This is a genomic window from Klebsiella oxytoca (genome assembly GCF_009707385.1).
In the GTDB taxonomy this organism is placed as follows: Bacteria; Pseudomonadota; Gammaproteobacteria; order Enterobacterales; family Enterobacteriaceae; genus Klebsiella; species Klebsiella oxytoca_C.
Genome location: NZ_CP046115.1, coordinates 4,906,602 through 4,928,622, shown reverse-complemented (window position 1 = coordinate 4,928,622; position 22,021 = coordinate 4,906,602). Strand labels below are relative to the sequence as shown.

At 50.8% G+C, this 22,021-nt stretch carries 17 protein-coding genes, 2 tRNA genes and 4 rRNA genes; 13 read left to right on the top strand and 10 right to left on the bottom strand.

Annotation, left to right across the window (positions count from 1 at the left end):
* Positions 1 to 103: 103 nt before the first annotated feature.
* From dprA to GJ746_RS22985, 6 genes are read left to right on the top strand one after another with little or no spacing between them, the layout of a single operon-like run.
* On the top strand, positions 104 to 1,228 hold the full coding sequence (gene dprA, locus GJ746_RS23010; RefSeq protein WP_154682256.1) for a DNA-protecting protein DprA: 1,125 nt from the start codon (positions 104 to 106) through the stop codon (positions 1,226 to 1,228).
* Positions 1,200 to 1,673: a DUF494 family protein Smg gene (gene smg, locus GJ746_RS23005; RefSeq protein ID WP_004125874.1), complete on the top strand. Its 474-nt coding sequence runs from the start codon at positions 1,200 to 1,202 to the stop codon at positions 1,671 to 1,673. The genes dprA and smg overlap by 29 nt, the downstream gene beginning before the upstream one ends.
* 27 nt (positions 1,674 to 1,700) lie before the next feature.
* Positions 1,701 to 2,243 (top strand): topoisomerase DNA-binding C4 zinc finger domain-containing protein, encoded by a 543-nt coding sequence (locus GJ746_RS23000; protein WP_154682255.1) that lies wholly within the window; start codon positions 1,701 to 1,703, stop codon positions 2,241 to 2,243.
* A gap of 4 nt (positions 2,244 to 2,247) precedes the next feature.
* The gene (tsaC, locus tag GJ746_RS22995; protein WP_154682254.1) at positions 2,248 to 2,820 is read left to right on the top strand and encodes an L-threonylcarbamoyladenylate synthase type 1 TsaC; all 573 of its coding nucleotides are present in this window, start codon (positions 2,248 to 2,250) and stop codon (positions 2,818 to 2,820) included.
* Between the two features lie 3 nt (positions 2,821 to 2,823).
* Complete coding sequence (aroE, locus tag GJ746_RS22990) at positions 2,824 to 3,642, top strand: shikimate dehydrogenase (RefSeq protein WP_154682253.1); 819 nt, start codon at positions 2,824 to 2,826, stop codon at positions 3,640 to 3,642.
* Positions 3,639 to 3,896: a DUF1488 domain-containing protein gene (locus tag GJ746_RS22985; RefSeq protein ID WP_154682252.1), complete on the top strand. Its 258-nt coding sequence runs from the start codon at positions 3,639 to 3,641 to the stop codon at positions 3,894 to 3,896. The genes aroE and GJ746_RS22985 overlap by 4 nt, the downstream gene beginning before the upstream one ends.
* On the opposite strand, the gene GJ746_RS22980 is transcribed toward GJ746_RS22985, so the two are convergent.
* Positions 3,872 to 4,426: a gamma carbonic anhydrase family protein gene (locus GJ746_RS22980; protein WP_154682251.1), complete on the bottom strand. Its 555-nt coding sequence runs from the start codon at positions 4,424 to 4,426 to the stop codon at positions 3,872 to 3,874. The genes GJ746_RS22985 and GJ746_RS22980 overlap by 25 nt on opposite strands.
* Positions 4,427 to 4,899: 473 nt before the next feature.
* Here GJ746_RS22980 and GJ746_RS22975 point away from each other — a divergent pair.
* From GJ746_RS22975 to rrf (GJ746_RS22950), 6 genes are all read left to right on the top strand, one after another.
* Positions 4,900 to 6,439: ribosomal RNA gene (locus GJ746_RS22975) — 16S ribosomal RNA — on the top strand.
* 87 nt (positions 6,440 to 6,526) lie between these two features.
* Positions 6,527 to 6,601: transfer RNA gene (locus GJ746_RS22970), tRNA-Glu, on the top strand.
* Between the two features lie 182 nt (positions 6,602 to 6,783).
* Positions 6,784 to 9,689: ribosomal RNA gene (locus GJ746_RS22965) — 23S ribosomal RNA — on the top strand.
* Positions 9,690 to 9,880: 191 nt separating this feature from the next.
* Positions 9,881 to 9,996 (top strand): 5S ribosomal RNA (rrf, locus tag GJ746_RS22960).
* Between the two features lie 14 nt (positions 9,997 to 10,010).
* Positions 10,011 to 10,086: transfer RNA gene (locus GJ746_RS22955), tRNA-Thr, on the top strand.
* A gap of 38 nt (positions 10,087 to 10,124) precedes the next feature.
* Positions 10,125 to 10,240: ribosomal RNA gene (gene rrf / locus GJ746_RS22950) — 5S ribosomal RNA — on the top strand.
* Together the 16S, 23S and 5S rRNA genes with 2 tRNA genes alongside form the textbook arrangement of a ribosomal RNA operon.
* Before the next feature lie 237 nt (positions 10,241 to 10,477).
* On the opposite strand, the gene GJ746_RS22945 is transcribed toward rrf (GJ746_RS22950), so the two are convergent.
* The 3 genes from GJ746_RS22945 to GJ746_RS22935 all read right to left on the bottom strand — a co-directional run bounded on the left by GJ746_RS22945 (position 10,478) and on the right by GJ746_RS22935 (position 15,245).
* Positions 10,478 to 10,699: a hypothetical protein gene (locus GJ746_RS22945; RefSeq protein WP_154682250.1), complete on the bottom strand. Its 222-nt coding sequence runs from the start codon at positions 10,697 to 10,699 to the stop codon at positions 10,478 to 10,480.
* Positions 10,700 to 10,981: 282 nt separating this feature from the next.
* Positions 10,982 to 14,092, bottom strand: coding sequence for an efflux RND transporter permease subunit (locus tag GJ746_RS22940; protein WP_154682249.1), 3,111 nt, complete (start codon positions 14,090 to 14,092; stop codon positions 10,982 to 10,984).
* A 13-nt stretch (positions 14,093 to 14,105) separates the two neighbouring features.
* Entirely contained in the window at positions 14,106 to 15,245 is a 1,140-nt protein-coding gene (locus tag GJ746_RS22935; protein ID WP_154682248.1) for an efflux RND transporter periplasmic adaptor subunit, read from the bottom strand.
* Positions 15,246 to 15,619: 374 nt separating this feature from the next.
* On the opposite strand from GJ746_RS22935, the gene envR reads away from it, so the two are divergent.
* Complete coding sequence (gene envR / locus GJ746_RS22930) at positions 15,620 to 16,270, top strand: acrEF/envCD operon transcriptional regulator (protein WP_154682247.1); 651 nt, start codon at positions 15,620 to 15,622, stop codon at positions 16,268 to 16,270.
* A gap of 64 nt (positions 16,271 to 16,334) precedes the next feature.
* Here envR and fis read toward each other — a convergent pair whose 3' ends face one another.
* The 6 genes from fis to accC form a co-directional block, all read right to left on the bottom strand.
* Positions 16,335 to 16,631 (bottom strand): DNA-binding transcriptional regulator Fis, encoded by a 297-nt coding sequence (fis, locus tag GJ746_RS22925; RefSeq protein WP_000462905.1) that lies wholly within the window; start codon positions 16,629 to 16,631, stop codon positions 16,335 to 16,337.
* A gap of 24 nt (positions 16,632 to 16,655) precedes the next feature.
* Positions 16,656 to 17,621 (bottom strand): tRNA dihydrouridine synthase DusB, encoded by a 966-nt coding sequence (gene dusB, locus GJ746_RS22920; protein WP_154682246.1) that lies wholly within the window; start codon positions 17,619 to 17,621, stop codon positions 16,656 to 16,658.
* 359 nt (positions 17,622 to 17,980) lie between these two features.
* Positions 17,981 to 18,862: a 50S ribosomal protein L11 methyltransferase gene (gene prmA / locus GJ746_RS22915; RefSeq protein WP_154682245.1), complete on the bottom strand. Its 882-nt coding sequence runs from the start codon at positions 18,860 to 18,862 to the stop codon at positions 17,981 to 17,983.
* 11 nt (positions 18,863 to 18,873) lie between these two features.
* On the bottom strand, positions 18,874 to 20,325 hold the full coding sequence (gene panF / locus GJ746_RS22910; protein ID WP_154682244.1) for a sodium/pantothenate symporter: 1,452 nt from the start codon (positions 20,323 to 20,325) through the stop codon (positions 18,874 to 18,876).
* Entirely contained in the window at positions 20,315 to 20,557 is a 243-nt protein-coding gene (locus tag GJ746_RS22905) for a YhdT family protein (RefSeq protein ID WP_154682243.1), read from the bottom strand. The genes panF and GJ746_RS22905 overlap by 11 nt, the downstream gene beginning before the upstream one ends.
* A 110-nt stretch (positions 20,558 to 20,667) precedes the next feature.
* Positions 20,668 to 22,017 carry an acetyl-CoA carboxylase biotin carboxylase subunit gene (gene accC, locus GJ746_RS22900; protein ID WP_004125846.1) on the bottom strand — a complete coding sequence of 450 codons (1,350 nt, stop codon included), beginning with the start codon at positions 22,015 to 22,017 and terminating at the stop codon, positions 20,668 to 20,670.
* Between the last annotated feature and the right edge of the window lie 4 nt (positions 22,018 to 22,021).

Below are 22,021 nucleotides of genomic sequence, written 5' to 3'. Positions count from 1 at the left end.
AAAGATTATTACCTCTATTCTAGACAAAACCCCCTGCAATTGACAGTCTCGCTGTCCAATCGCAAAGATTGTTAAAGTCGTTTATGGCAGGGAGAGAACAGGGATGACGCCGACGGAAATTTGGCTACGTTTGATGAGAGTGAGCAGCCTGTATGGCGACCGTGCCATCATAGTTGCCCGCAAGTTGTGTTCCTCTCCAACCTTAGATCATGACGGTTTGCAGGCCTGTGGTCTGAATCAGGTGCAATCGAAGCACTTTCTCAATGTTAATCAAGGAGAACTTGATGCAACGTTGCGATGGCTGGAGCAGCCAAATTGCTTTCTCCTCACTGCTGAAGATCCTCTTTATCCGCCTCAGTTGCGGGCTATTACAGATTTTCCTGGCGCTATTTTGGTCCGTGGCGATCCTGGGTTACTGAGTAGCCGGCAGCTATCCGTTATTGGGAGTCGAGCACATTCATGGTATGGCGCTCGTTGGGGAAAATTGTTTAGCGAATCTTTAGCTCGCTATGGCATTACGATCACTAGCGGATTAGCTCTGGGCATTGATGGAATAGCTCACCGTGGTGCGCTGGAAGGAAAAGGTAAAACGGTTGCGGTTTTGGGCAATGGCTTATGGGACATTTATCCTCGTCGGCATCAGGCTCTGGCGGAACAGATTACTGACAATGGCGGGGCAGTACTCTCTGAGTTTCCGTTTTTTACTCCGCCTTTACCAGGTAATTTCCCTCGCCGTAATCGTATTATCAGCGGGTTAAGTGCCGGTGTGTTAGTTGTGGAGGCTGCATTGAAAAGTGGCTCATTAGTAACGGTTCGTTGTGCTCTGGAACAGGGAAGAGACGTATTTGCCCTGCCAGGGCCGATTGGTAGCCCTGGATCAGAAGGTCCGCATTTACTTATCAAGCAGGGGGCTATTCCCGTTACAGCGCCAGAAGACATTATTGACTATTGGCGGGATGAGCTTTCATATCTTCTTCATGAGTCCGATGATGCAAATAATTGCGATAATGGGCCTTCTGCAGCATTGCCATTTCCAGAGCTCCTGGCTAACGTAGGAGATGAGGTAACACCTGTTGACGTTGTCGCTGAACGTGCCGGCCAATCTGTGCCAGTAACCGTAGCCCAGCTACTTGAACTGGAGTTAGCAGGCTGGATCGCAGCTGTACCCGGCGGCTATGTCCGATTAAGGAGGGCAAGCCATGTTCGACGTACTCATGTATCTGTTTGAGACTTACATCCATAACGAAGCAGAAATGCGCGTGGATCAAGACAAGTTGACTCGGGATCTTACCGATGCTGGTTTTGAACGAGAAGACATTTATAACGCCCTGATGTGGCTCGAAAAGCTGGCTGATTATCAGGAAGGGCTTGTTGCGCCCATGCAGCTTGCTTCTGACCCGCTCTCGTTACGAGTTTATACTGACGAGGAGTGTCAGCGTCTTGATGCGAGTTGCCGAGGATTCTTACTGTTCCTTGAGCAAATTCAGGTGTTGAACCTCGAAACACGGGAAATGGTGATAGAACGTGTGCTTGCGCTGGATACGGCAGAGTTCGATCTGGAGGACCTGAAATGGGTCATCCTGATGGTGCTATTCAATATTCCCGGTTGTGAAAATGCCTACCAGCAAATGGAAGAATTACTCTTTGAAGTAAATGAGGGTATGCTGCACTAACATTTTTGCTGCGACATTAGAGTAGTTATGACCAAAACTGCACTGTTTTCGGTGCGTAAAAAAGAGCCTTGCCCGCAGTGTGGGGCTGAACTGGTAATACGCTCCGGGAAGCACGGACCTTTTCACGGCTGCTCGCATTATCCAGACTGTGACTATGTCCGTCCCCTGAAAAGCCAGGCGGACGGACATGTTGTCAAAGTCCTGGAGGGGCAAATGTGTCCGTCTTGCGGCGCAGTACTGGTGCTACGCCAGGGACGTTTTGGTATGTTTATCGGTTGTAGCAGCTATCCGGATTGCGAACATACTGAGCTTATTGATAAGCCTGATGAAACGGCGATTGCCTGCCCGCAATGTGGGCAAGGGCACCTGGTTCAGCGCCGTTCCCGTTATGGGAAAAACTTCCATTCCTGCGATCGTTATCCCGATTGCCAGTTCGTCATTAATTTCAGGCCGGTAGCGGGCGAGTGTCCCGAGTGTCATTACCCGTTGCTAATTGAAAAGAAAACGGCACAGGGCGTTAAGCGTTTTTGTGCCAGCAAACAATGTGGAAAGCCGATATCGGCGGAATAAATCTGTGAATAATAACCTGCCCTCAGAAGCCATCGTACATGCAGTGGAGCTTCTGAATAATGAACACGTTATCGCCTATCCTACAGAAGCTGTTTTTGGCGTCGGTTGCGATCCTGATAGCGAAAAAGCGGTAATGAATCTGCTTACTCTTAAACAGCGGCCCGTCGACAAAGGGCTGATCCTGATTGCCGCTAATTTCGAGCAACTTAAACCGTATATTGATGCTACTCAACTCAGCGATGAGCAGCTAACGACCGTTTTTTCGTGCTGGCCCGGGCCCGTGACATTTGTCTTCCCCGCCAGTACTTCGACGCCGCGTTGGTTGACTGGACGTTTCAATTCCCTGGCTGTACGAGTTACGGATCATCCGCTGGTGGTCGCATTGTGTGAGGCCTACGGCAAGCCGTTGGTTTCAACCAGCGCAAATCTATCCGGCCAGCCTCCTTGCCGCACTACTGAGGAAGTTCATTTGCAGTTTGGGGCGGATTTCCCGGTCGTTGATGGGAGAACCGGAGGGCGTCAAAACCCATCTGAAATACGTGATGCCTTGACGGGCAAACTTTTCCGCCAGGGATAATTCATGGAAACCTATGCTGTCTTCGGACACCCCATTGCTCATAGTAAGTCGCCATCCATTCATCGGCTTTTTGCGCAGCAGCTGCAAATTGTGCACCCATACGGACGTATTCTCGCTCCTCTTGATGATTTTGTTACGACGCTTAATACCTTCTTTAATGAAGGAGGTAAGGGGGCTAACGTTACCGTTCCTTTTAAAGAAGAGGCCTTCGCGCGAGCAGATGAGTTAACCGAGAGAGCTGCGCTTGCCGGCGCGGTGAACACGCTTAAACGTCTGGAGGATGGTCGACTGTTGGGGGACAATACTGATGGTATTGGGCTATTGACTGATTTAGAGCGGCTCAGCTTTATTAAACCCGGATTTCGGGTGTTGCTTATTGGCGCGGGTGGCGCTTCACGCGGAGTATTACTTCCCCTTCTCTCGCTGGACTGTGCTGTCACTATTGTTAATCGTACCTTTTCTCGTGCGCATGAGCTGGCTACGCTTTTTGCTCATACTGGCAGCGTCAGCGCTATGAATATAGAGGCATTGGGCGATAAAGAATTTGATCTTATTATTAATGCCACATCGAGCGGCATTGACGGTGAAGTCCCTGCGATCCCTGTTAATTTAATCAATCCCGATGTTTGTTGTTATGACATGTTCTACCAGAAAGGCTGTACGCCATTTTTAAGCTGGTGTCAGGAGCATGGGGCGAAACGATGTGCTGATGGTTTGGGTATGCTGGTGGCTCAGGCTGCCCATGCGGTACTGTTGTGGCATGGGGTCCTGCCTGAAATTACGCCAGTAATTCAGGCGTTGCATCAGGAACTAAATGCATGAACCAGGCTATCCAGTTTCCAGACAGGGAAACCTGGGACGAAGAGCATCAATGCATTGCTTTTCCGGCACTGGTTAACGGTATGCAGCTAACCTGTGCCTTAACGTTGGCGGTACTTAAGAAGCGCTTTGGCGGTGAAGCGCCGGCACAGTGGCTGGTTGCTTTTCGTGAACATCGTTGGGATTTGGAGGACGAAGCTCAGGATCTCATTCTCAACCAGCTGGAAGATGCTCAAGGCTGGGTCTGGCTTTCCTGAGTCAGATAGTCATTTTTCCAGTTTACATAGTTATTCGCTGAATATATTAGTCCCGCAATTTCTGCCTCCGTCAGGGGGCGTATCTGTTTTACAGGGTTGCCAAAGTAGAGATAGCCTCCTTTAAGGTGTTTGTTTTGTGGTACCAGGCTTCCTGCGCCAATCATCACATTCTCTTCTACCACTACGCCATCCAACAAAATTGAACCCATGCCGATCAGTACCCTGTTACCAACGGTGCAGCCGTGCAGCATAACCTTATGGCCGACAGTAACATCTTCGCCAATGATAAGTGGGTTGCCTTGTGGGTTGGAGAGAGACTTATGAGTGACATGCAGGACGCTACCGTCCTGGATGTTGGTGCGGGCGCCTATCTCAACGTAATTCACATCACCGCGAATAGCGACAAGCGGCCAGATGCTGACATCATCAGCTATTCTGACATCTCCGATCACCACGCTACTGGTGTCGATCATCACGCGTAGACCCGTTTTCGGGAATAAATCTTTATAACGACGCAAATTAGTGGCCATAGATACCTCAATACACTTAGGGAGTGTAAAGACTTTGGGTGCTTTTTTGGCCCTCTGCAACCCTTTATTGTGGTAAAAATTGAGCGAATTGGCTAAGAACGCTGCGAAGAGGCTGAAAAAACATCATATGGAAAAAAAGATCGAAAAAAGGCTTGTGCAAAAAAATGGGATCCCTATAATGCGCTCCCACTGACACGGCAGATGTGAATCACTTCACACAAACAGCCGGTCGGTTGAAGAGAAAAAATCCTGAGATTCAGGGTTGACTCTGAAAGAGGAAAGCGTAATATACGCCACCTCGCAACGGTGAGCGAAAGCCGCGTTGCACTGCTCTTTAACAATTTATCAGACAATCTGTGTGGGCACTCAAAGTGACATGGATTCTTAACGTCTTCGGACGAAAAATGAATACCAAGTCTCAAAGAGTGAACACGTAATTCATTACGAAGTTTAATTCTACGAGCATCAAACTTAAATTGAAGAGTTTGATCATGGCTCAGATTGAACGCTGGCGGCAGGCCTAACACATGCAAGTCGAACGGTAGCACAGAGAGCTTGCTCTCGGGTGACGAGTGGCGGACGGGTGAGTAATGTCTGGGAAACTGCCTGATGGAGGGGGATAACTACTGGAAACGGTAGCTAATACCGCATAACGTCGCAAGACCAAAGAGGGGGACCTTCGGGCCTCTTGCCATCAGATGTGCCCAGATGGGATTAGCTAGTAGGTGAGGTAACGGCTCACCTAGGCGACGATCCCTAGCTGGTCTGAGAGGATGACCAGCCACACTGGAACTGAGACACGGTCCAGACTCCTACGGGAGGCAGCAGTGGGGAATATTGCACAATGGGCGCAAGCCTGATGCAGCCATGCCGCGTGTATGAAGAAGGCCTTCGGGTTGTAAAGTACTTTCAGCGGGGAGGAAGGTGTTGTGGTTAATAACCGCAGCAATTGACGTTACCCGCAGAAGAAGCACCGGCTAACTCCGTGCCAGCAGCCGCGGTAATACGGAGGGTGCAAGCGTTAATCGGAATTACTGGGCGTAAAGCGCACGCAGGCGGTCTGTCAAGTCGGATGTGAAATCCCCGGGCTCAACCTGGGAACTGCATTCGAAACTGGCAGGCTGGAGTCTTGTAGAGGGGGGTAGAATTCCAGGTGTAGCGGTGAAATGCGTAGAGATCTGGAGGAATACCGGTGGCGAAGGCGGCCCCCTGGACAAAGACTGACGCTCAGGTGCGAAAGCGTGGGGAGCAAACAGGATTAGATACCCTGGTAGTCCACGCTGTAAACGATGTCGACTTGGAGGTTGTTCCCTTGAGGAGTGGCTTCCGGAGCTAACGCGTTAAGTCGACCGCCTGGGGAGTACGGCCGCAAGGTTAAAACTCAAATGAATTGACGGGGGCCCGCACAAGCGGTGGAGCATGTGGTTTAATTCGATGCAACGCGAAGAACCTTACCTGGTCTTGACATCCACAGAAGTTTTCAGAGATGAGAACGTGCCTTCGGGAACTGTGAGACAGGTGCTGCATGGCTGTCGTCAGCTCGTGTTGTGAAATGTTGGGTTAAGTCCCGCAACGAGCGCAACCCTTATCCTTTGTTGCCAGCGGTCCGGCCGGGAACTCAAAGGAGACTGCCAGTGATAAACTGGAGGAAGGTGGGGATGACGTCAAGTCATCATGGCCCTTACGACCAGGGCTACACACGTGCTACAATGGCATATACAAAGAGAAGCGACCTCGCGAGAGCAAGCGGACCTCATAAAGTATGTCGTAGTCCGGATTGGAGTCTGCAACTCGACTCCATGAAGTCGGAATCGCTAGTAATCGTGGATCAGAATGCCACGGTGAATACGTTCCCGGGCCTTGTACACACCGCCCGTCACACCATGGGAGTGGGTTGCAAAAGAAGTAGGTAGCTTAACCTTCGGGAGGGCGCTTACCACTTTGTGATTCATGACTGGGGTGAAGTCGTAACAAGGTAACCGTAGGGGAACCTGCGGTTGGATCACCTCCTTACCTGAAAGAACCTGCCTTTGTAGTGCTCACACAGATTGTCTGATAGATGTAAAGAAGCAAGACGGCTGCGAAGTCGTGACACCTCGTGTCCCCTTCGTCTAGCGGTTAGGACTCCGCCCTTTCACGGCGGCAACAGGGGTTCGAATCCCCTAGGGGACGCCACTTGCTGGGTGTGAGTGAAAGGCACAACCAACCGGTATCTCAAAACTCATCTTCGGGTGACGTTTGAGATATTTGCTCTTTAAAAATCTGGATCAAGCTGAAAATTGAAACGACACACAGTTAATGTGTGTTCGAGTCTCTCAAATTTTCGCAATCAGAAGTGAAACATCTTCGGGTTGTGAGGTTAAGCGACTAAGCGTACACGGTGGATGCCCTGGCAGTCAGAGGCGATGAAGGACGTGCTAATCTGCGAAAAGCGTCGGTAAGGTGATATGAACCGTTATAGCCGGCGATGTCCGAATGGGGAAACCCAGTGCAATTCGTTGCACTATCGTTTGATGAATACATAGTCAAACGAGGCGAACCGGGGGAACTGAAACATCTAAGTACCCCGAGGAAAAGAAATCAACCGAGATTCCCCCAGTAGCGGCGAGCGAACGGGGAGCAGCCCGGAGTCTGAATCAGCGTGTGTGTTAGTGGAACGGTCTGGAAAGTCCGACGGTACAGGGTGATAGTCCCGTACACCAAAATGCACATACTGTGAACTCGAAGAGTAGGGCGGGACACGTGGTATCCTGTCTGAATATGGGGGGACCATCCTCCAAGGCTAAATACTCCTGACTGACCGATAGTGAACCAGTACCGTGAGGGAAAGGCGAAAAGAACCCCGGCGAGGGGAGTGAAAAAGAACCTGAAACCGTGTACGTACAAGCAGTAGGAGCCTCCATGTGGGGTGACTGCGTACCTTTTGTATAATGGGTCAGCGACTTATATTCTGTAGCAAGGTTAACCGTATAGGGGAGCCGCAGGGAAACCGAGTCTTAACTGGGCGTTAAGTTGCAGGGTATAGACCCGAAACCCGGTGATCTAGCCATGGGCAGGTTGAAGGTTGGGTAACACTAACTGGAGGACCGAACCGACTAATGTTGAAAAATTAGCGGATGACTTGTGGCTGGGGGTGAAAGGCCAATCAAACCGGGAGATAGCTGGTTCTCCCCGAAAGCTATTTAGGTAGCGCCTCGTGAACTCATCTTCGGGGGTAGAGCACTGTTTCGGCTAGGGGGTCATCCCGACTTACCAACCCGATGCAAACTACGAATACCGAAGAATGTTATCACGGGAGACACACGGCGGGTGCTAACGTCCGTCGTGAAGAGGGAAACAACCCAGACCGCCAGCTAAGGTCCCAAAGTCATGGTTAAGTGGGAAACGATGTGGGAAGGCCCAGACAGCCAGGATGTTGGCTTAGAAGCAGCCATCATTTAAAGAAAGCGTAATAGCTCACTGGTCGAGTCGGCCTGCGCGGAAGATGTAACGGGGCTAAACCATGCACCGAAGCTGCGGCAGCGACACGATGTGTTGTTGGGTAGGGGAGCGTTCTGTAAGCCGTTGAAGGTGGCCTGTGAGGGCTGCTGGAGGTATCAGAAGTGCGAATGCTGACATAAGTAACGATAATGCGGGTGAAAAACCCGCACGCCGGAAGACCAAGGGTTCCTGTCCAACGTTAATCGGGGCAGGGTGAGTCGACCCCTAAGGCGAGGCCGAAAGGCGTAGTCGATGGGAAACAGGTTAATATTCCTGTACTTGGTGTTACTGCGAAGGGGGGACGGAGAAGGCTATGTTGGCCGGGCGACGGTTGTCCCGGTTTAAGCATGTAGGCGGAGGCTCCAGGTAAATCCGGAACCTTATTAACGCTGAGGTGTGATGACGAGGCACTACGGTGCTGAAGTGACAAATGCCCTGCTTCCAGGAAAAGCCTCTAAGCATCAGGTAACATCAAATCGTACCCCAAACCGACACAGGTGGTCAGGTAGAGAATACCCAGGCGCTTGAGAGAACTCGGGTGAAGGAACTAGGCAAAATGGTGCCGTAACTTCGGGAGAAGGCACGCTGATGGTAGGTGAAGTGACTTGCTCATGGAGCTGAACTCAGTCGAAGATACCAGCTGGCTGCAACTGTTTATTAAAAACACAGCACTGTGCAAACACGAAAGTGGACGTATACGGTGTGACGCCTGCCCGGTGCCGGAAGGTTAATTGATGGGGTTATCCTCGCGGAGAAGCTCTTGATCGAAGCCCCGGTAAACGGCGGCCGTAACTATAACGGTCCTAAGGTAGCGAAATTCCTTGTCGGGTAAGTTCCGACCTGCACGAATGGCGTAATGATGGCCAGGCTGTCTCCACCCGAGACTCAGTGAAATTGAACTCGCTGTGAAGATGCAGTGTACCCGCGGCAAGACGGAAAGACCCCGTGAACCTTTACTATAGCTTGACACTGAACACTGGTCCTTGATGTGTAGGATAGGTGGGAGGCTTTGAAGTGTGGACGCCAGTCTGCATGGAGCCATCCTTGAAATACCACCCTTTAATGGCTGGTGTTCTAACGTGGGCCCGTAATCCGGGTTGCGGACAGTGTCTGGTGGGTAGTTTGACTGGGGCGGTCTCCTCCCAAAGCGTAACGGAGGAGCACGAAGGTCAGCTAATCCTGGTCGGACATCAGGAGGTTAGTGCAATGGCATAAGCTGGCTTGACTGCGAGCGTGACGGCGCGAGCAGGTGCGAAAGCAGGTCATAGTGATCCGGTGGTTCTGAATGGAAGGGCCATCGCTCAACGGATAAAAGGTACTCCGGGGATAACAGGCTGATACCGCCCAAGAGTTCATATCGACGGCGGTGTTTGGCACCTCGATGTCGGCTCATCACATCCTGGGGCTGAAGTAGGTCCCAAGGGTATGGCTGTTCGCCATTTAAAGTGGTACGCGAGCTGGGTTTAGAACGTCGTGAGACAGTTCGGTCCCTATCTGCCGTGGGCGCTGGAGAATTGAGGGGGGCTGCTCCTAGTACGAGAGGACCGGAGTGGACGCATCACTGGTGTTCGGGTTGTCATGCCAATGGCATTGCCCGGTAGCTAAATGCGGAAGAGATAAGTGCTGAAAGCATCTAAGCACGAAACTTGCCCCGAGATGAGTTCTCCCTGACTCCTTGAGAGTCCTGAAGGAACGTTGAAGACGACGACGTTGATAGGCCGGGTGTGTAAGCGCAGCGATGCGTTGAGCTAACCGGTACTAATGAACCGTGAGGCTTAACCTTACAACGCCGAAGATGTTTTGGCGATTTGAGAGACGATTTTCAGCTCTGATTCAGAGTCCGAAGGATTTTACGCTGAGACAAGGCGGCAAGCGAAGCGATGGAAGGAGCATACTGAAGTATGTGACTGACATTCGCGAGAGCAGCCAACGCAGTATGAGCGTAAAAGACACAGGACGAGCACAAAGAATTTGCCTGGCGGCAACAGCGCGGTGGTCCCACCTGACCCCATGCCGAACTCAGAAGTGAAACGCCGTAGCGCCGATGGTAGTGTGGGGTCTCCCCATGTGAGAGTAGGGAACTGCCAGGCATCAAATTAAGCGTGCTGATATGGCTCAGTTGGTAGAGCGCACCCTTGGTAAGGGTGAGGTCCCCAGTTCGACTCTGGGTATCAGCACCAGTTTTTAGGTTAAAGTTCGGCGATTTGAAAAGAATTTGCCTGGCAACGATAGCGCGGTGGTCCCACCTGACCCCATGCCGAACTCAGAAGTGAAACGCCGTAGCGCCGATGGTAGTGTGGGGTCTCCCCATGTGAGAGTAGGGCATTGCCAGGCACCAAATAAGTGAAGAGCCCATCCGTCAGGATGGGCTTTTTGCGTTCTGCTTCGTGAGAAAATTTTCTTAGCATAATCCTTAAATTAGCCAGCGACTTACTCTTGTTGACATGAGCTGGTAGCTTAAGCTCGTCCATTCAGAATGGGGGCTAAGTGATTAAAAATGCAGGTTTCTCCTGAAGAAAAAGGTACCGGATATTACACCGGTACCCATCATGGCAGAGAAGAGAAAAGGAATTAGCGAGTCAATGCCACGATACCCAGCGTCAGGCCAGCTATCGCGGCTGCTCCTCCGGCAATAGCGCCAGCGGTTTCCCAGTTATCCTGGGTCGTCCCTTTCATACAGGTATTGGTATGCACTAATCGACCTTCAGAATCGTAGACCGGCACGCACGGAGAGTCATGTGCACAGCCAGCGAGCAGCGTTGCCAGCAGCGCTACTACAATAAATTTATTCATGATGTTACCTCTAAATGATCCGCTTCGCTGTATTGGAGAACCCACACACATACGCAACGGTTTATTTTATCATCAGTAATACAGGACTCCGCCAGAGTAAATAATCTCAATTTATGAGTAACGTAAATATCATGAAGAAAGTCAGAGAATTACGTGAAAATAATATTTTTTAAGAAATGAAGAAATTATTAAAAAGAAATAAATATATTTAATATCATCAGGATAGTTTTTAAATTGCAGAAAAGAAAAAAGGCACCATACGGGTGCCTTTAAAAATGATATTTATTCTGCATGCTTTGTGAAACGTCGTCTTACCACCACAAAGAAGACAGGGACGAAGAAGATAGCCAACAAGGTTGCCGTTAACATTCCGCCCATAACTCCTGTACCCACCGCATTTTGAGCACCGCTACCCGCTCCATGGCTAACAACTAAAGGTAGAACACCCAGGATAAAGGCCAGTGAGGTCATTAAGATAGGACGTAAACGCATACGTGAGGCTTCAAGCGTCGCTTCGATAATTCCCTTATTTTCTTTATCCATAAGGTCTTTAGCAAACTCGACAATAAGAATAGCGTTTTTTGCAGAGAGGCCTATTGTTGTTAATAAACCCACCTGAAAATAAACGTCATTATTAAGTCCGCGAAGAGAGGCTGCTAATAAAGCCCCAACAACGCCTAATGGCACGACAAGCATGACGGAAAATGGGATCGACCAGCTTTCATAGAGCGCCGCAAGACAGAGGAAAACGACAATGAGTGAAATAGCATATAGGGCTGGCGCCTGGTTACCAGACAGGCGTTCTTGATAAGACATTCCCGTCCAGTCGTAGCCAATGCCGGCAGGAAGCTTGCTGGCCAGCTGTTCCATCAAAATCATCGCATCACCGGTACTTTTCCCTGGTGCAGCTTCGCCAAGGATCTCCATAGAGGGTAAGCCATTATAGCGTTCCAGCCGCGGTGAACCATAAACCCAGCGTGAGGTGATAAAGGCGGAGAACGGAACCATTTCGCCATTCGTGCTGCGGACGTACATATTATTGATATCGGCCGGCAGCATACGGAATCTGGCATCGGCCTGAACGTAGACTTTTTTCACTCGTCCATGGTCTATAAAGTCATTTACGTAATAGCCTCCCAGCGCTGCGGAAATGGTTTCGTTGATATCAGAGAGTGATATCCCCAATGCCTGAGCCTTCTCTTGATCGACATCGAGCTTAAATTGCGGCGTGTCTTCAAGCCCGTTTGGTCTCACGCGCACCAGCCGATCCGGATGTTCCTTTACCATACCAAGAAGTTGATTTCTTGCCTGGGTCAATGCGCTGTGGCCAAGGTTACCCTGGTCAATAAGTTCGAAGTCGAAACCAGTAGCCGTACCCAATTCGATAATGGCCGGAAGGTTGAAGGGAAAGACCATCGCATCTTTAATCTGACTAAAGGCAACGGTCGCTCGTTTGATGATTGCCTCAACGCCATTTTCTGAACCACTTCGTTGCTCCCATGGCTTCAGGCTGACAAACGCCATACCGGAGTTTTGTCCCTGACCGCTAAAGCTAAAGCCGTTAACGGTAAAGACGCTTTCAACATTCGCCTTCTCTTTATGTAGATAGTAATCGGTAACCGTATCAAGAACCTTCTGCGTACGTTCCTGCGTTGCGCCCGAAGGGAGTTGAATCATGGTCATAAATACCCCCTGATCCTCATCCGGCAAGAAGGAGGTGGGCAGACGCATAAACAGGACGGCCATACCCACAACGATCAGTAAATAGATGATCAGGTAGCGCCCGGTGCAGCGCAGGATCCCGCTAACGCTGTTAGTGTAGTGGTTCACGCTACGATCGAATTTCGCATTAAACCAGCCAAAAAAACCTGTTTTCTCATGATGATCGGCTGATGCGGGTTTCAGTAATGTGGCACAAAGCGCGGGGGTCAGGATCAGCGCGACCAGTACGGACAGCGCCATGGCGGAGACGATGGTGATAGAAAATTGCCGATAAATTGCCCCCGTAGAGCCGCCGAAGAAGGCCATCGGCACAAATACTGCCGACAGGACCATCGCAATGCCGACCAGCGCCCCCTGAATTTGCGACATCGATTTTTCCGTCGCCTCTTTGGGAGGAAGCTTCTCTTCAACCATCACGCGTTCTACGTTTTCCACTACCACGATAGCGTCGTCGACCAGCAGGCCTATTGCCAGCACCATGCCGAACATCGTTAGCGTATTGATGGAGTAACCGAACATAGCCAGTACGGCAAAAGTCCCGAGCAGGACGACTGGAACTGCAATGGTGGGGATCAGCGTGGCCCGGATATTCTGTAAGAACAGATACATCACCAGGAAGACGAGGATAATCGCTTCAAACAGCGTCTTCACAACCTCATGAATAGAGATTTTCACAAATGGCGTAGTGTCGTAGGGATAGACAACCTTCATCCCCTGTGGAAAGTAGGGCTGCAGTTCGGCAAGCTTTGCTTTGATTGCCGCGGCGGTATCGAGGGCATTGGCGCCGGTAGCGAGCTTAATTCCCAGTCCTGAAGCCGGCTTTCCATTGATTTTTGCTACAACGTTGTAGTTTTCACCTCCCAGCTCAATACGTGCCACATCTTTCAGATGCACCACTGAGCCATCCGCGTTCACGCGCAGAGTTACTTTGCCAAACTCTGCGGGATCCTTCAGGCGCGTCTGAGCAATGATGGAGGCATTTAGCTGCTGGCCTTTAAGGGATGGAGTGCCGCCAAGCTGGCCTGCAGCAATCTGATCGTTTTGGATCTTAAGCTGGTTAATGACGTCAACTGGCGTCATGTTGTACTTATTCAGCAGATTACCGTCCAGCCAGACGCGCATAGCATACTGCGCGCCGAAGAGCTGTACATCGCCGACGCCGTTAAGGCGGCTGATGGTATCTTTGACGTTCGAGGCAACGTAGTCGGATATATCATCCTGAGCGGTGCTCGTGTTATCGGAGATGAACCCAGCGACCATCAGGAAGCTACTGCTTGATTTCTCAACGCTAATCCCCTGCTGCTGTACTTCCTGAGGAAGAAGCGGCGTCGCCAGCTGGAGTTTATTCTGCACCTGAACTTGCGCAATATCCGGATCCGTACCTGATTTAAAGGTCAGGGTGATGGTAACGCCGCCTGCGGAATCGCTGGTTGAGGACATGTACATCAGGTTATCGATACCGTTCATGTTCTGTTCGATAACCTGAGTCACCGTATCCTGAACGGTTTGTGCGTCCGCGCCTGGATAGGTAGCGGAAATAGCCACCGCGGGCGGCGCGATGGTCGGGTATTGTGCAATGGGGAGCTGCATAATCGCGAGACCACCGGCAATCATCATGATAATTGCCAGTACCCAGGCGAATACCGGTCGATGGATAAAGAACTTAGACATAGGAATTCGTACCTTATTGCGCGACGGACATCGCGGTATCTTCTTCGGTCTTCACCGTGATGCCGGGACGCACTTTTTGCAGACCGCTGACGATAACCTTTTCACCGGCTTTCAGGCCGCTGGTGATCAACCACTTATCGCCAATCGCCTGCGAGGCGGTGACGGCACGGGTTTCAACCTGGTCTTTGTCATTGACGAGCATCACGCTGGCGTCGCCGCGCGGTGTACGGGTCACCCCCTGCTGAGGGACCAGGATGGCATCTGGTGAAACTCCCTCATCAATGCGGGCTCGAACAAACATGCCAGGCAGCAGAACATGCTGTGGGTTAGGAAAGATCGCGCGCAGCGTGATAGAACCAGTGCTCTCATCCACCGTCACGTCAGAGAATTGCAGAGTGCCCTGAAGCGCGTAAGGTTGCCCATTTTCCATCATCAACTGCACGCTTTTAGTATCATTGCCGTGCTGCAGGCTTTCCTGTTTAAGGCGCATGAAATCATTGCTCGATTCAGTGACATCGACGTATATAGGATCGAGCTGCTGTACCGTGGCTATGGCGTTTGCCTGGCCATTAGTCACCAGCGCCCCTTCAGTCACGTTGGATTTACCGATACGTCCGCTGATAGGCGATGTCACTTTGGTGTATGCCAGGTTAATACGCGCGCTTTCAACGGCAGCTTTTGCGGCAATAACATCAGCATCCGTCTGGCGCGCCGTCGCCACTGCCTGATCGTATTCTTGCCGGCTGATATATTGTGTGCCGAGCAGTGGCTGATAACGTTTCACCGTCAAATGAGCGATAGCCGCGGCGGCTTCTGCTTTCGCTTCATCACCCTTTGCGCTGTTGTAGGCTGCCTGATAAGTTGCCGGATCGATCTGATAAAGAGATTGTCCGGCAGTGACATCGCTGCCTTCAACAAAGTTACGTTGCAGGATAATTCCACTGACCTGCGGGCGAACTTCCGCTATACGGTATGCCGATGTGCGGCCAGGTAGCTCCGTGGTAACGGACAGCGGTGCGCTGCTCACCACATGTACGGAGACCTGCGGTATCTGCGCATGCGGTTGCCGAGCGCCTGAATCATCGCAACCGTTAAGTAAAATGGTTGCGATGATTAGGCTGGATAAAAGTGTAACCCTGACATAACGTGTCATTGCTGTTCCTTATAGATTATGAGCCAGGTCTGGTCACGAATCTGTGCAAGAAATAATGAATTTAAATGCGGTTGGTTATCCTACAAATAAAAAATGTTTGATGTAAGGAATAGTTATTTTTTAACCATCAGCAAGGCACGCAAAAAAAAATATCCGTGATTATGTTTTTAAAGATTTCTTAAATTAAAGTTTTCTTACATTGATATTTAATTTATGAATGATTTTATTTTAATCATTCTTGTAGTGTATTTATTTTTTTTGTTTAAGATTTAACTTATCTCTCTTTTTGCTAAAAAATAGTTATTGTCAGATGCTAGGTTGAGACGTATTCAGTTATTCCCAAATTTTTAATCCGGCGTCGAGCGGAGCACCATATGCCTGGAAGAACGAAAGAGGATGCGTTAAAGACGCGGCAGCTTCTGATTGAGTCTGCCATTCAGCAGTTTGCCCTACGTGGCGTAACCCGCACCACTTTGACCGATATCGCTGATGCTGCAGGCGTGACGAGGGGAGCCGTCTACTGGCACTTTTCCAGCAAAGCGGATCTATTTAATGAAATGTGGCAGCAGCAGCTCCCGCTACGTGACCTTATTCAGCATGAAGATAATTCAGCGGATGGCCAGAATCCGCTGAGCAAACTACGTGAGAAATTTATTTACGGTTTGCAATTTGTCGCTAATAATCCTCGTCAACGTGCGCTAATGCAAATTCTGTATCAAAAGTGTGAGTTTTCTTGCGATATGATGTCAGAGGCTGAGATTCGCCAAAAAATAGGTTTTAGCTATCCTGTAATACGCGGAGTTTTGCAGCTCTGTATTCGTAATGGATTATTACCAGTAGAAACGAATGTTGAAATTCCTTTAATCGTATTACACAGCGCATTGGTCGGGATTATTAAAAACTGGCTAATGGAAAACGGCACGTTTGATCTATATCACCAGGCACCAGCCCTGGTTGATAATATTATGTCGACCCTTTTCGGTAACCATCAGCTGCAGGCGATAGTCAATCAGCAAATCAGATGAAATAAAAAAGGCGCTTCCCCATGCCGAAGAGCGCCTTTTATATCAAACATTTAACTGATTAGTATCAGTTCATGCCGTATTTTTTCAGTTTTTTACGCAGAGTACCACGGTTGATGCCCATCATCAGGGCAGCACGGGTCTGGTTACCGCGGGTGTATTGCATCACCATGTCCAACAGGGGCTGTTCTACTTCAGCCAGTACCAGCTCATACAGGTCATTCACATCCTGACCGTTCAGTTGAGCAAAATAGTTCTTCAGTGCCTGTTTAACCGAGTCACGCAGGGGCTTTTGAGTTACCTGATCCTGAGAGTTAACGGTAGAAACGGTCAGTACGTCAGAATTTACGCGTTGTTCGAACATAGTTCTGTCAGCTCTTTATTTCTATTACGCAAAATTTTCGAAGTATGCCTCCAACGCCTCCAGCTGTTCGCTGGAATCTTCTATGGCGTTGAATGTGCGCCGAAACTGGTCATCCGGAGCGTGTTCCTGTAGATACCAGGATACGTGTTTGCGCGCGATTCGGTACCCTTTTGCCTGGCCGTAAAAGCCATGCAGTTCCCGAACGTGCGAACAAAGCAAGCGCTTAACCTCTGCCAAAGGCAGCGGGGACAGCAGCTCTCCAGTGTCCAGATAGTGCTGGATTTCCCGAAAGATCCAGGGTCTTCCCTGAGCTGCGCGGCCTATCATAAGGGCATCCGCCCCCGTATAGTCGAGCACAGCTCTGGCTTTAAGCGGGTCGGTAATGTCACCATTCGCGATAATCGGAATGGAAACTTTCTGCTTAACTGCCCGAATACTGTCGTACTCAGCTTCTCCATTAAACAAGCAGGCGCGGGTGCGTCCGTGAATAGTCAGAGCCTGAATGCCACATTCTTCAGCCAGTTGGGCAATCTCTACGCAGTTACGGTGTTCCGGTTCCCAGCCGGTGCGAATCTTGAGAGTTACGGGAACGTCCACTGCTTTAACGACCGCCGCCAGGATTGATTTCACCTGGTCGGGGTACTGCAAGAGGGCTGAACCTGCAAGCTTACGATTCACCTTTTTCGCCGGGCACCCCATATTAATATCAATAATTTGGGCGCCGCTTTCCACGTTAATACGGGCGGCTGCAGCCATCTCTTCCGGCACGCTACCGGCGATTTGCACGGTACGAATACCGGGCTCATCAACGTGCACCATCCGTAAGCGGGACTTGTCGCTCTCCCAAACCTGCGGGTTAGAGGACATCATCTCGGATACGGTCAAGCCTGCCCCCATCTCGTAACACAGCGTCCGGAATGGTCTGTCAGTAATGCCAGCCATAGGCGCTGCGATCAGTCGATTTCTGAGCTGGTAGTGTCCGATGCGCATGAGTTAAGAAATGACCATACTGTGACTGCAAGGCGGCGTATATTACGCATTTTTTGCACGAGATGAAAGGCCAAACTTTGAGCAATCCTCTGTTACAGATCAATGAATCCGATAGTCGGGTCAGGCTGATGAATAAATTTGCCTATTAATCATTGGCTTAATACAGGAAGGATAATTTGTGTCCAATTATAAAATCGTAAAACTTCTCGATTTTTCTTAGAAAAAGGTTGCTGCTGGTGGCATAAAACGCTGTTTTTGTCGCCAAAAAAGAACGTCATAATGGGATCTGACTCTCATTTCTTGACGTCATTAGGCGATAACTGGAAACAAAAATGCGGTCCGCAGACCGCATTGAATGATTATTTTTTTTGACCGGTAATGCGGCACCACTCTTCTTTTTCGACAACAGGATCAAGTGCAAAGAGATCGGCATAGGCTTCACAAACGCTCTCCGCCTGGCTGGCAAGAATACCAGAAAGACCCAGCAGGCCTCCTGTAACGGGCAGTACGCTGATAAGAGGGGCTAACTCGCGTAAAGGGCCGGCCAGGATGTTTGCGACCACGACATCGGCTTTCATTGCCTCTGGCTGATCCTTCGGCAGATAGAGTTCCAGGCGTTCAGAAACCCCGTTACGTTCCGCATTATCGCGGCTGGCCTGAATGGCCTGGGGATCGATATCAATACCAATGGCTTTCGCTGCGCCCAGTTTTAATGCTGCGATGGCCAGAATGCCGGAGCCGCAGCCAAAATCGATAATCGTTTTACCTTCGAGGTCGAGTCCATCCAGCCACTCCAGGCACATGGCTGTTGTGGGATGTGTACCGGTTCCGAAGGCCAGGCCCGGGTCGAGCATCACGTTGACGGCGTTTTCGTCTGGCACATCGCGCCAGCTAGGGCAAATCCACAGACGTTTTCCGAAGCACATTGGGTGGAAGTTATCCATCCACTCGCGCTCCCAGTCTTTGTCTTCCAGCTGTTCGATTTTATGGACGAATCCGTTACCCAGAAGCGGGTGCTGCTCCAGGATTGCTACCACCTCTTTCATATCGGTTTCTGCGTCAAACAGGCCAATAACGTCAGTATCGCCCCACAGACGGGTTTCGCCCGGTAAAGGCTCGAATACTGGCGTGTCGTGCGTATCCTGGAAGGTAATAGAAACGGAACCCGCCTCCATCAAAGCTTCACTTAGTTCTTCCGCATTCGCGCCGGTAGTATTCAGTTTCAGTTGGATCCATGGCATGGCAAAACTCTTTATTTATCAGTAGTCAATACGGCGGCTTGCGGGACGGAAGGACCAAACTGGTTTCCGACCAGGAAAGCCAACAAGCTTAACAGCAACGAGGGGACTATCGGATGGAGCCCCAGGTACTGAAGATTAAATGTGGCGAGTATGGCATACAGTACGCCGCCAACGATCATCGCGCTTAACGCGCCTGTTGCGTTCGCCCGTTCCCAGTACAGACCCAGCACCAGCGGCCACAAGAACACGGCTTCAAGACCGCCGAACGCCAGCAGGTTGAGCCAGATGATCATCTCAGGTGGGCGCCAGGCGGCCAGCAGCAGCAGCGCGCCCAGGAGCAGCGTAATAACCGCCGACATCCGCTTCAACCGCTTCTCATTTTGTAGCTGTTCCGGACGGATGTTCAGATAAAGATCTTTAATGATCGTAGCGGAACTTTGCAGAAGCTGAGCATTGATAGTCGACATAATCGCGGCCATTGGCGCTGCGAGGAAGATCCCGGCGGCAAATGGCGGTAATACTTTGACCATTAATGTGGGAATAACCAAATCCGGCACCGTCAGATCGGGGATCACTGCCCGTCCCAGAGCGCCAGCCAGATGCATCCCAAACATCAGGACCGCGACCACGATGGTACCGATGATAATGCCCCGATGTACCGCTTTGCTGTCTTTGTAAGAGATGCAACGTACTGCCGTGTGGGGCAGGCCGATAACCCCAAAACAGACCAGTACCCAGAACGAGGTCATAAAGGTCGGCGACAGAATATCGTCAGCCCCTTGTGGAGTGATGAGCTTTGGATCAATGGTTTGCAGCGTCTCAACCGCATGACTTAGTCCCCCCGCCGCATGAACGACGCCGACCAGTAAAACGATGGTGCCAACCAGCATCACCATTCCCTGCATGGTATCGTTGAGTACGCTGGCACGGAAGCCTCCGAACGCGGTGTACAACGCAATACTGATGCCAAAAATCAGTAAACCCGTCTCATAAGGAATTCCGGCGGCGGTTTCCAGCAGACGCGCGCCGCCGATAAACTGCACCGTCATCGCTCCGACAAATGCCACGAGTAAACTGAGGCTCGCCAGCCACACCAGCAGGCGACTCCGGTAACGGGCAAATAGCATATCGTTGAGCGTTACGGCGTTGTAACGCCGCGCCAGAATAGCGAATTTTTTTCCAAGGATACCCAACGAGAGCCAGACTGCGGGAAGTTGGATCATCGCCAGCAATACCCAGCCCAACCCATATTTATAGGCAGCGCCCGGCCCGCCAATAAATGAGCTGGCGCTAATGTAGGTTGCCGTCAGCGTCATCGCCAGGACAATCCCGCCCATTGAGCGGCTGCCGAGGAAGTATTCATTCAGGAAGGTGCCTGTCGTGCGTTTGCGCATGGCGTAAATGGAGATGCCAAACACCACTACCAGATAGGCAATTAGCGGCAGAATAACTTCAAGCTGCATTGTCATCCTCCAGCGAGATATCGCGGAAGATGAAACGTACCATCGCCCAGCACAGCAGAATAAACACCAGCGGTACCAGCAGGCAGGCCATTTCGAACCAGTGTGGCAGGCCGGTAATGCCAATTCTTACGTCCGGCAGATAGGCGGCAGCCAGCCAGGCGGCAAGATAGAGAAGGGTTAGCCACAGCGCCCAGCGCGCCTCTTTATGGGCCTGAACAAAACGTTTGTCCATTTTTTGTCCCTTGAGGATGAAGAAAGCGGGGATTGTACCGCATGGAAAAGATGAGAGGAGAGAAAAAGAAAAAAGGCCGGATTACCCGGCCCTTTACTGCGATGGCAGAATTACTTCTCCTGCAATCCGAGTTTTTTCTCCAGATAGTGGATGTTGGTACCACCATTCTGGAAATGCTCGTCGTTCATGATGCGGATCTGCAGATCAACGTTGGTTTTGATGCCATCGATAATCAGCTCCTGCAGCGCATTCTTCATGCGAGCAATCGCGACATCACGGTTTTCGCCATAGCAAATCAGCTTGCCGATCATTGAGTCATAGTACGGAGGTACGGTGTAGCCTGCGTAGATATGAGACTCCCAGCGCACGCCAAAACCGCCCGGCGCGTGGAAGCGGGTGATTTTACCCGGGCTCGGCAGGAAGGTGTTCGGGTCTTCGGCGTTGATACGGCATTCCACCGCATGGCCTTTAACCACTACTTCTTCCTGCTTGATGGAAAGCGGCTGACCCGCTGCAATGCGCAGCTGCTCTTTAATCAGATCAACGCCGGTGATCATTTCGGTTACCGGATGTTCAACCTGAATACGGGTATTCATTTCGATGAAATAGAACTCGCCGTTTTCGAACAGGAATTCGAAAGTACCCGCACCGCGATAGCCGATATCAACGCATGCTTTGGAGCAACGTTCGCCGATATAGCGACGCAGTTCCGGCGTAATGCCCGGCGCTGGCGCCTCTTCGACAACTTTCTGGTGACGACGCTGCATGGAGCAGTCGCGTTCGGCCAGATAGATAGCGTTACCCTGGCCGTCAGCCAAAACCTGGATCTCAATGTGGCGAGGATTTTCCAGGTATTTCTCCATATAAACCATGTCGTTATTGAAAGCAGCTTTTGCTTCCGCTTTGGTCATGGAGATGGATTGAGCCAGTTCAGCATCGCTGCGTACAACGCGCATACCGCGACCGCCGCCGCCGCCGGAGGCTTTGATAATCACCGGATAGCCAATGCGTTTCGCATGGGCGCGGTTAACGTCCATATCTTCGCCCAACGGGCCATCAGAACCCGGTACGGTAGGAACGCCCGCTTTCTTCATGGCGGTGATAGCGGACACTTTGTCGCCCATCAGGCGGATAGTGTCTGCTTTCGGACCGATAAAGATAAAACCGGAGCGCTCAACTTGCTCAGCGAAGTTAGCGTTTTCGGACAGGAAACCATACCCCGGGTGAATAGCCACCGCGCCGGTGATTTCGGCAGCGCTGATAATAGCCGGGATATTCAGATAGCTTTTTACGGACGGAGCCGGGCCAATACAGACCGTCTCATCCGCTAACAATACGTGTTTTAAATCGCGATCCGCCGTTGAATGCACAGCAACGGTCTTGATGCCCAGTTCTTTACAGGCACGCAGGATACGCAATGCAATCTCGCCGCGGTTGGCGATAACAATTTTATCCAGCATGTTC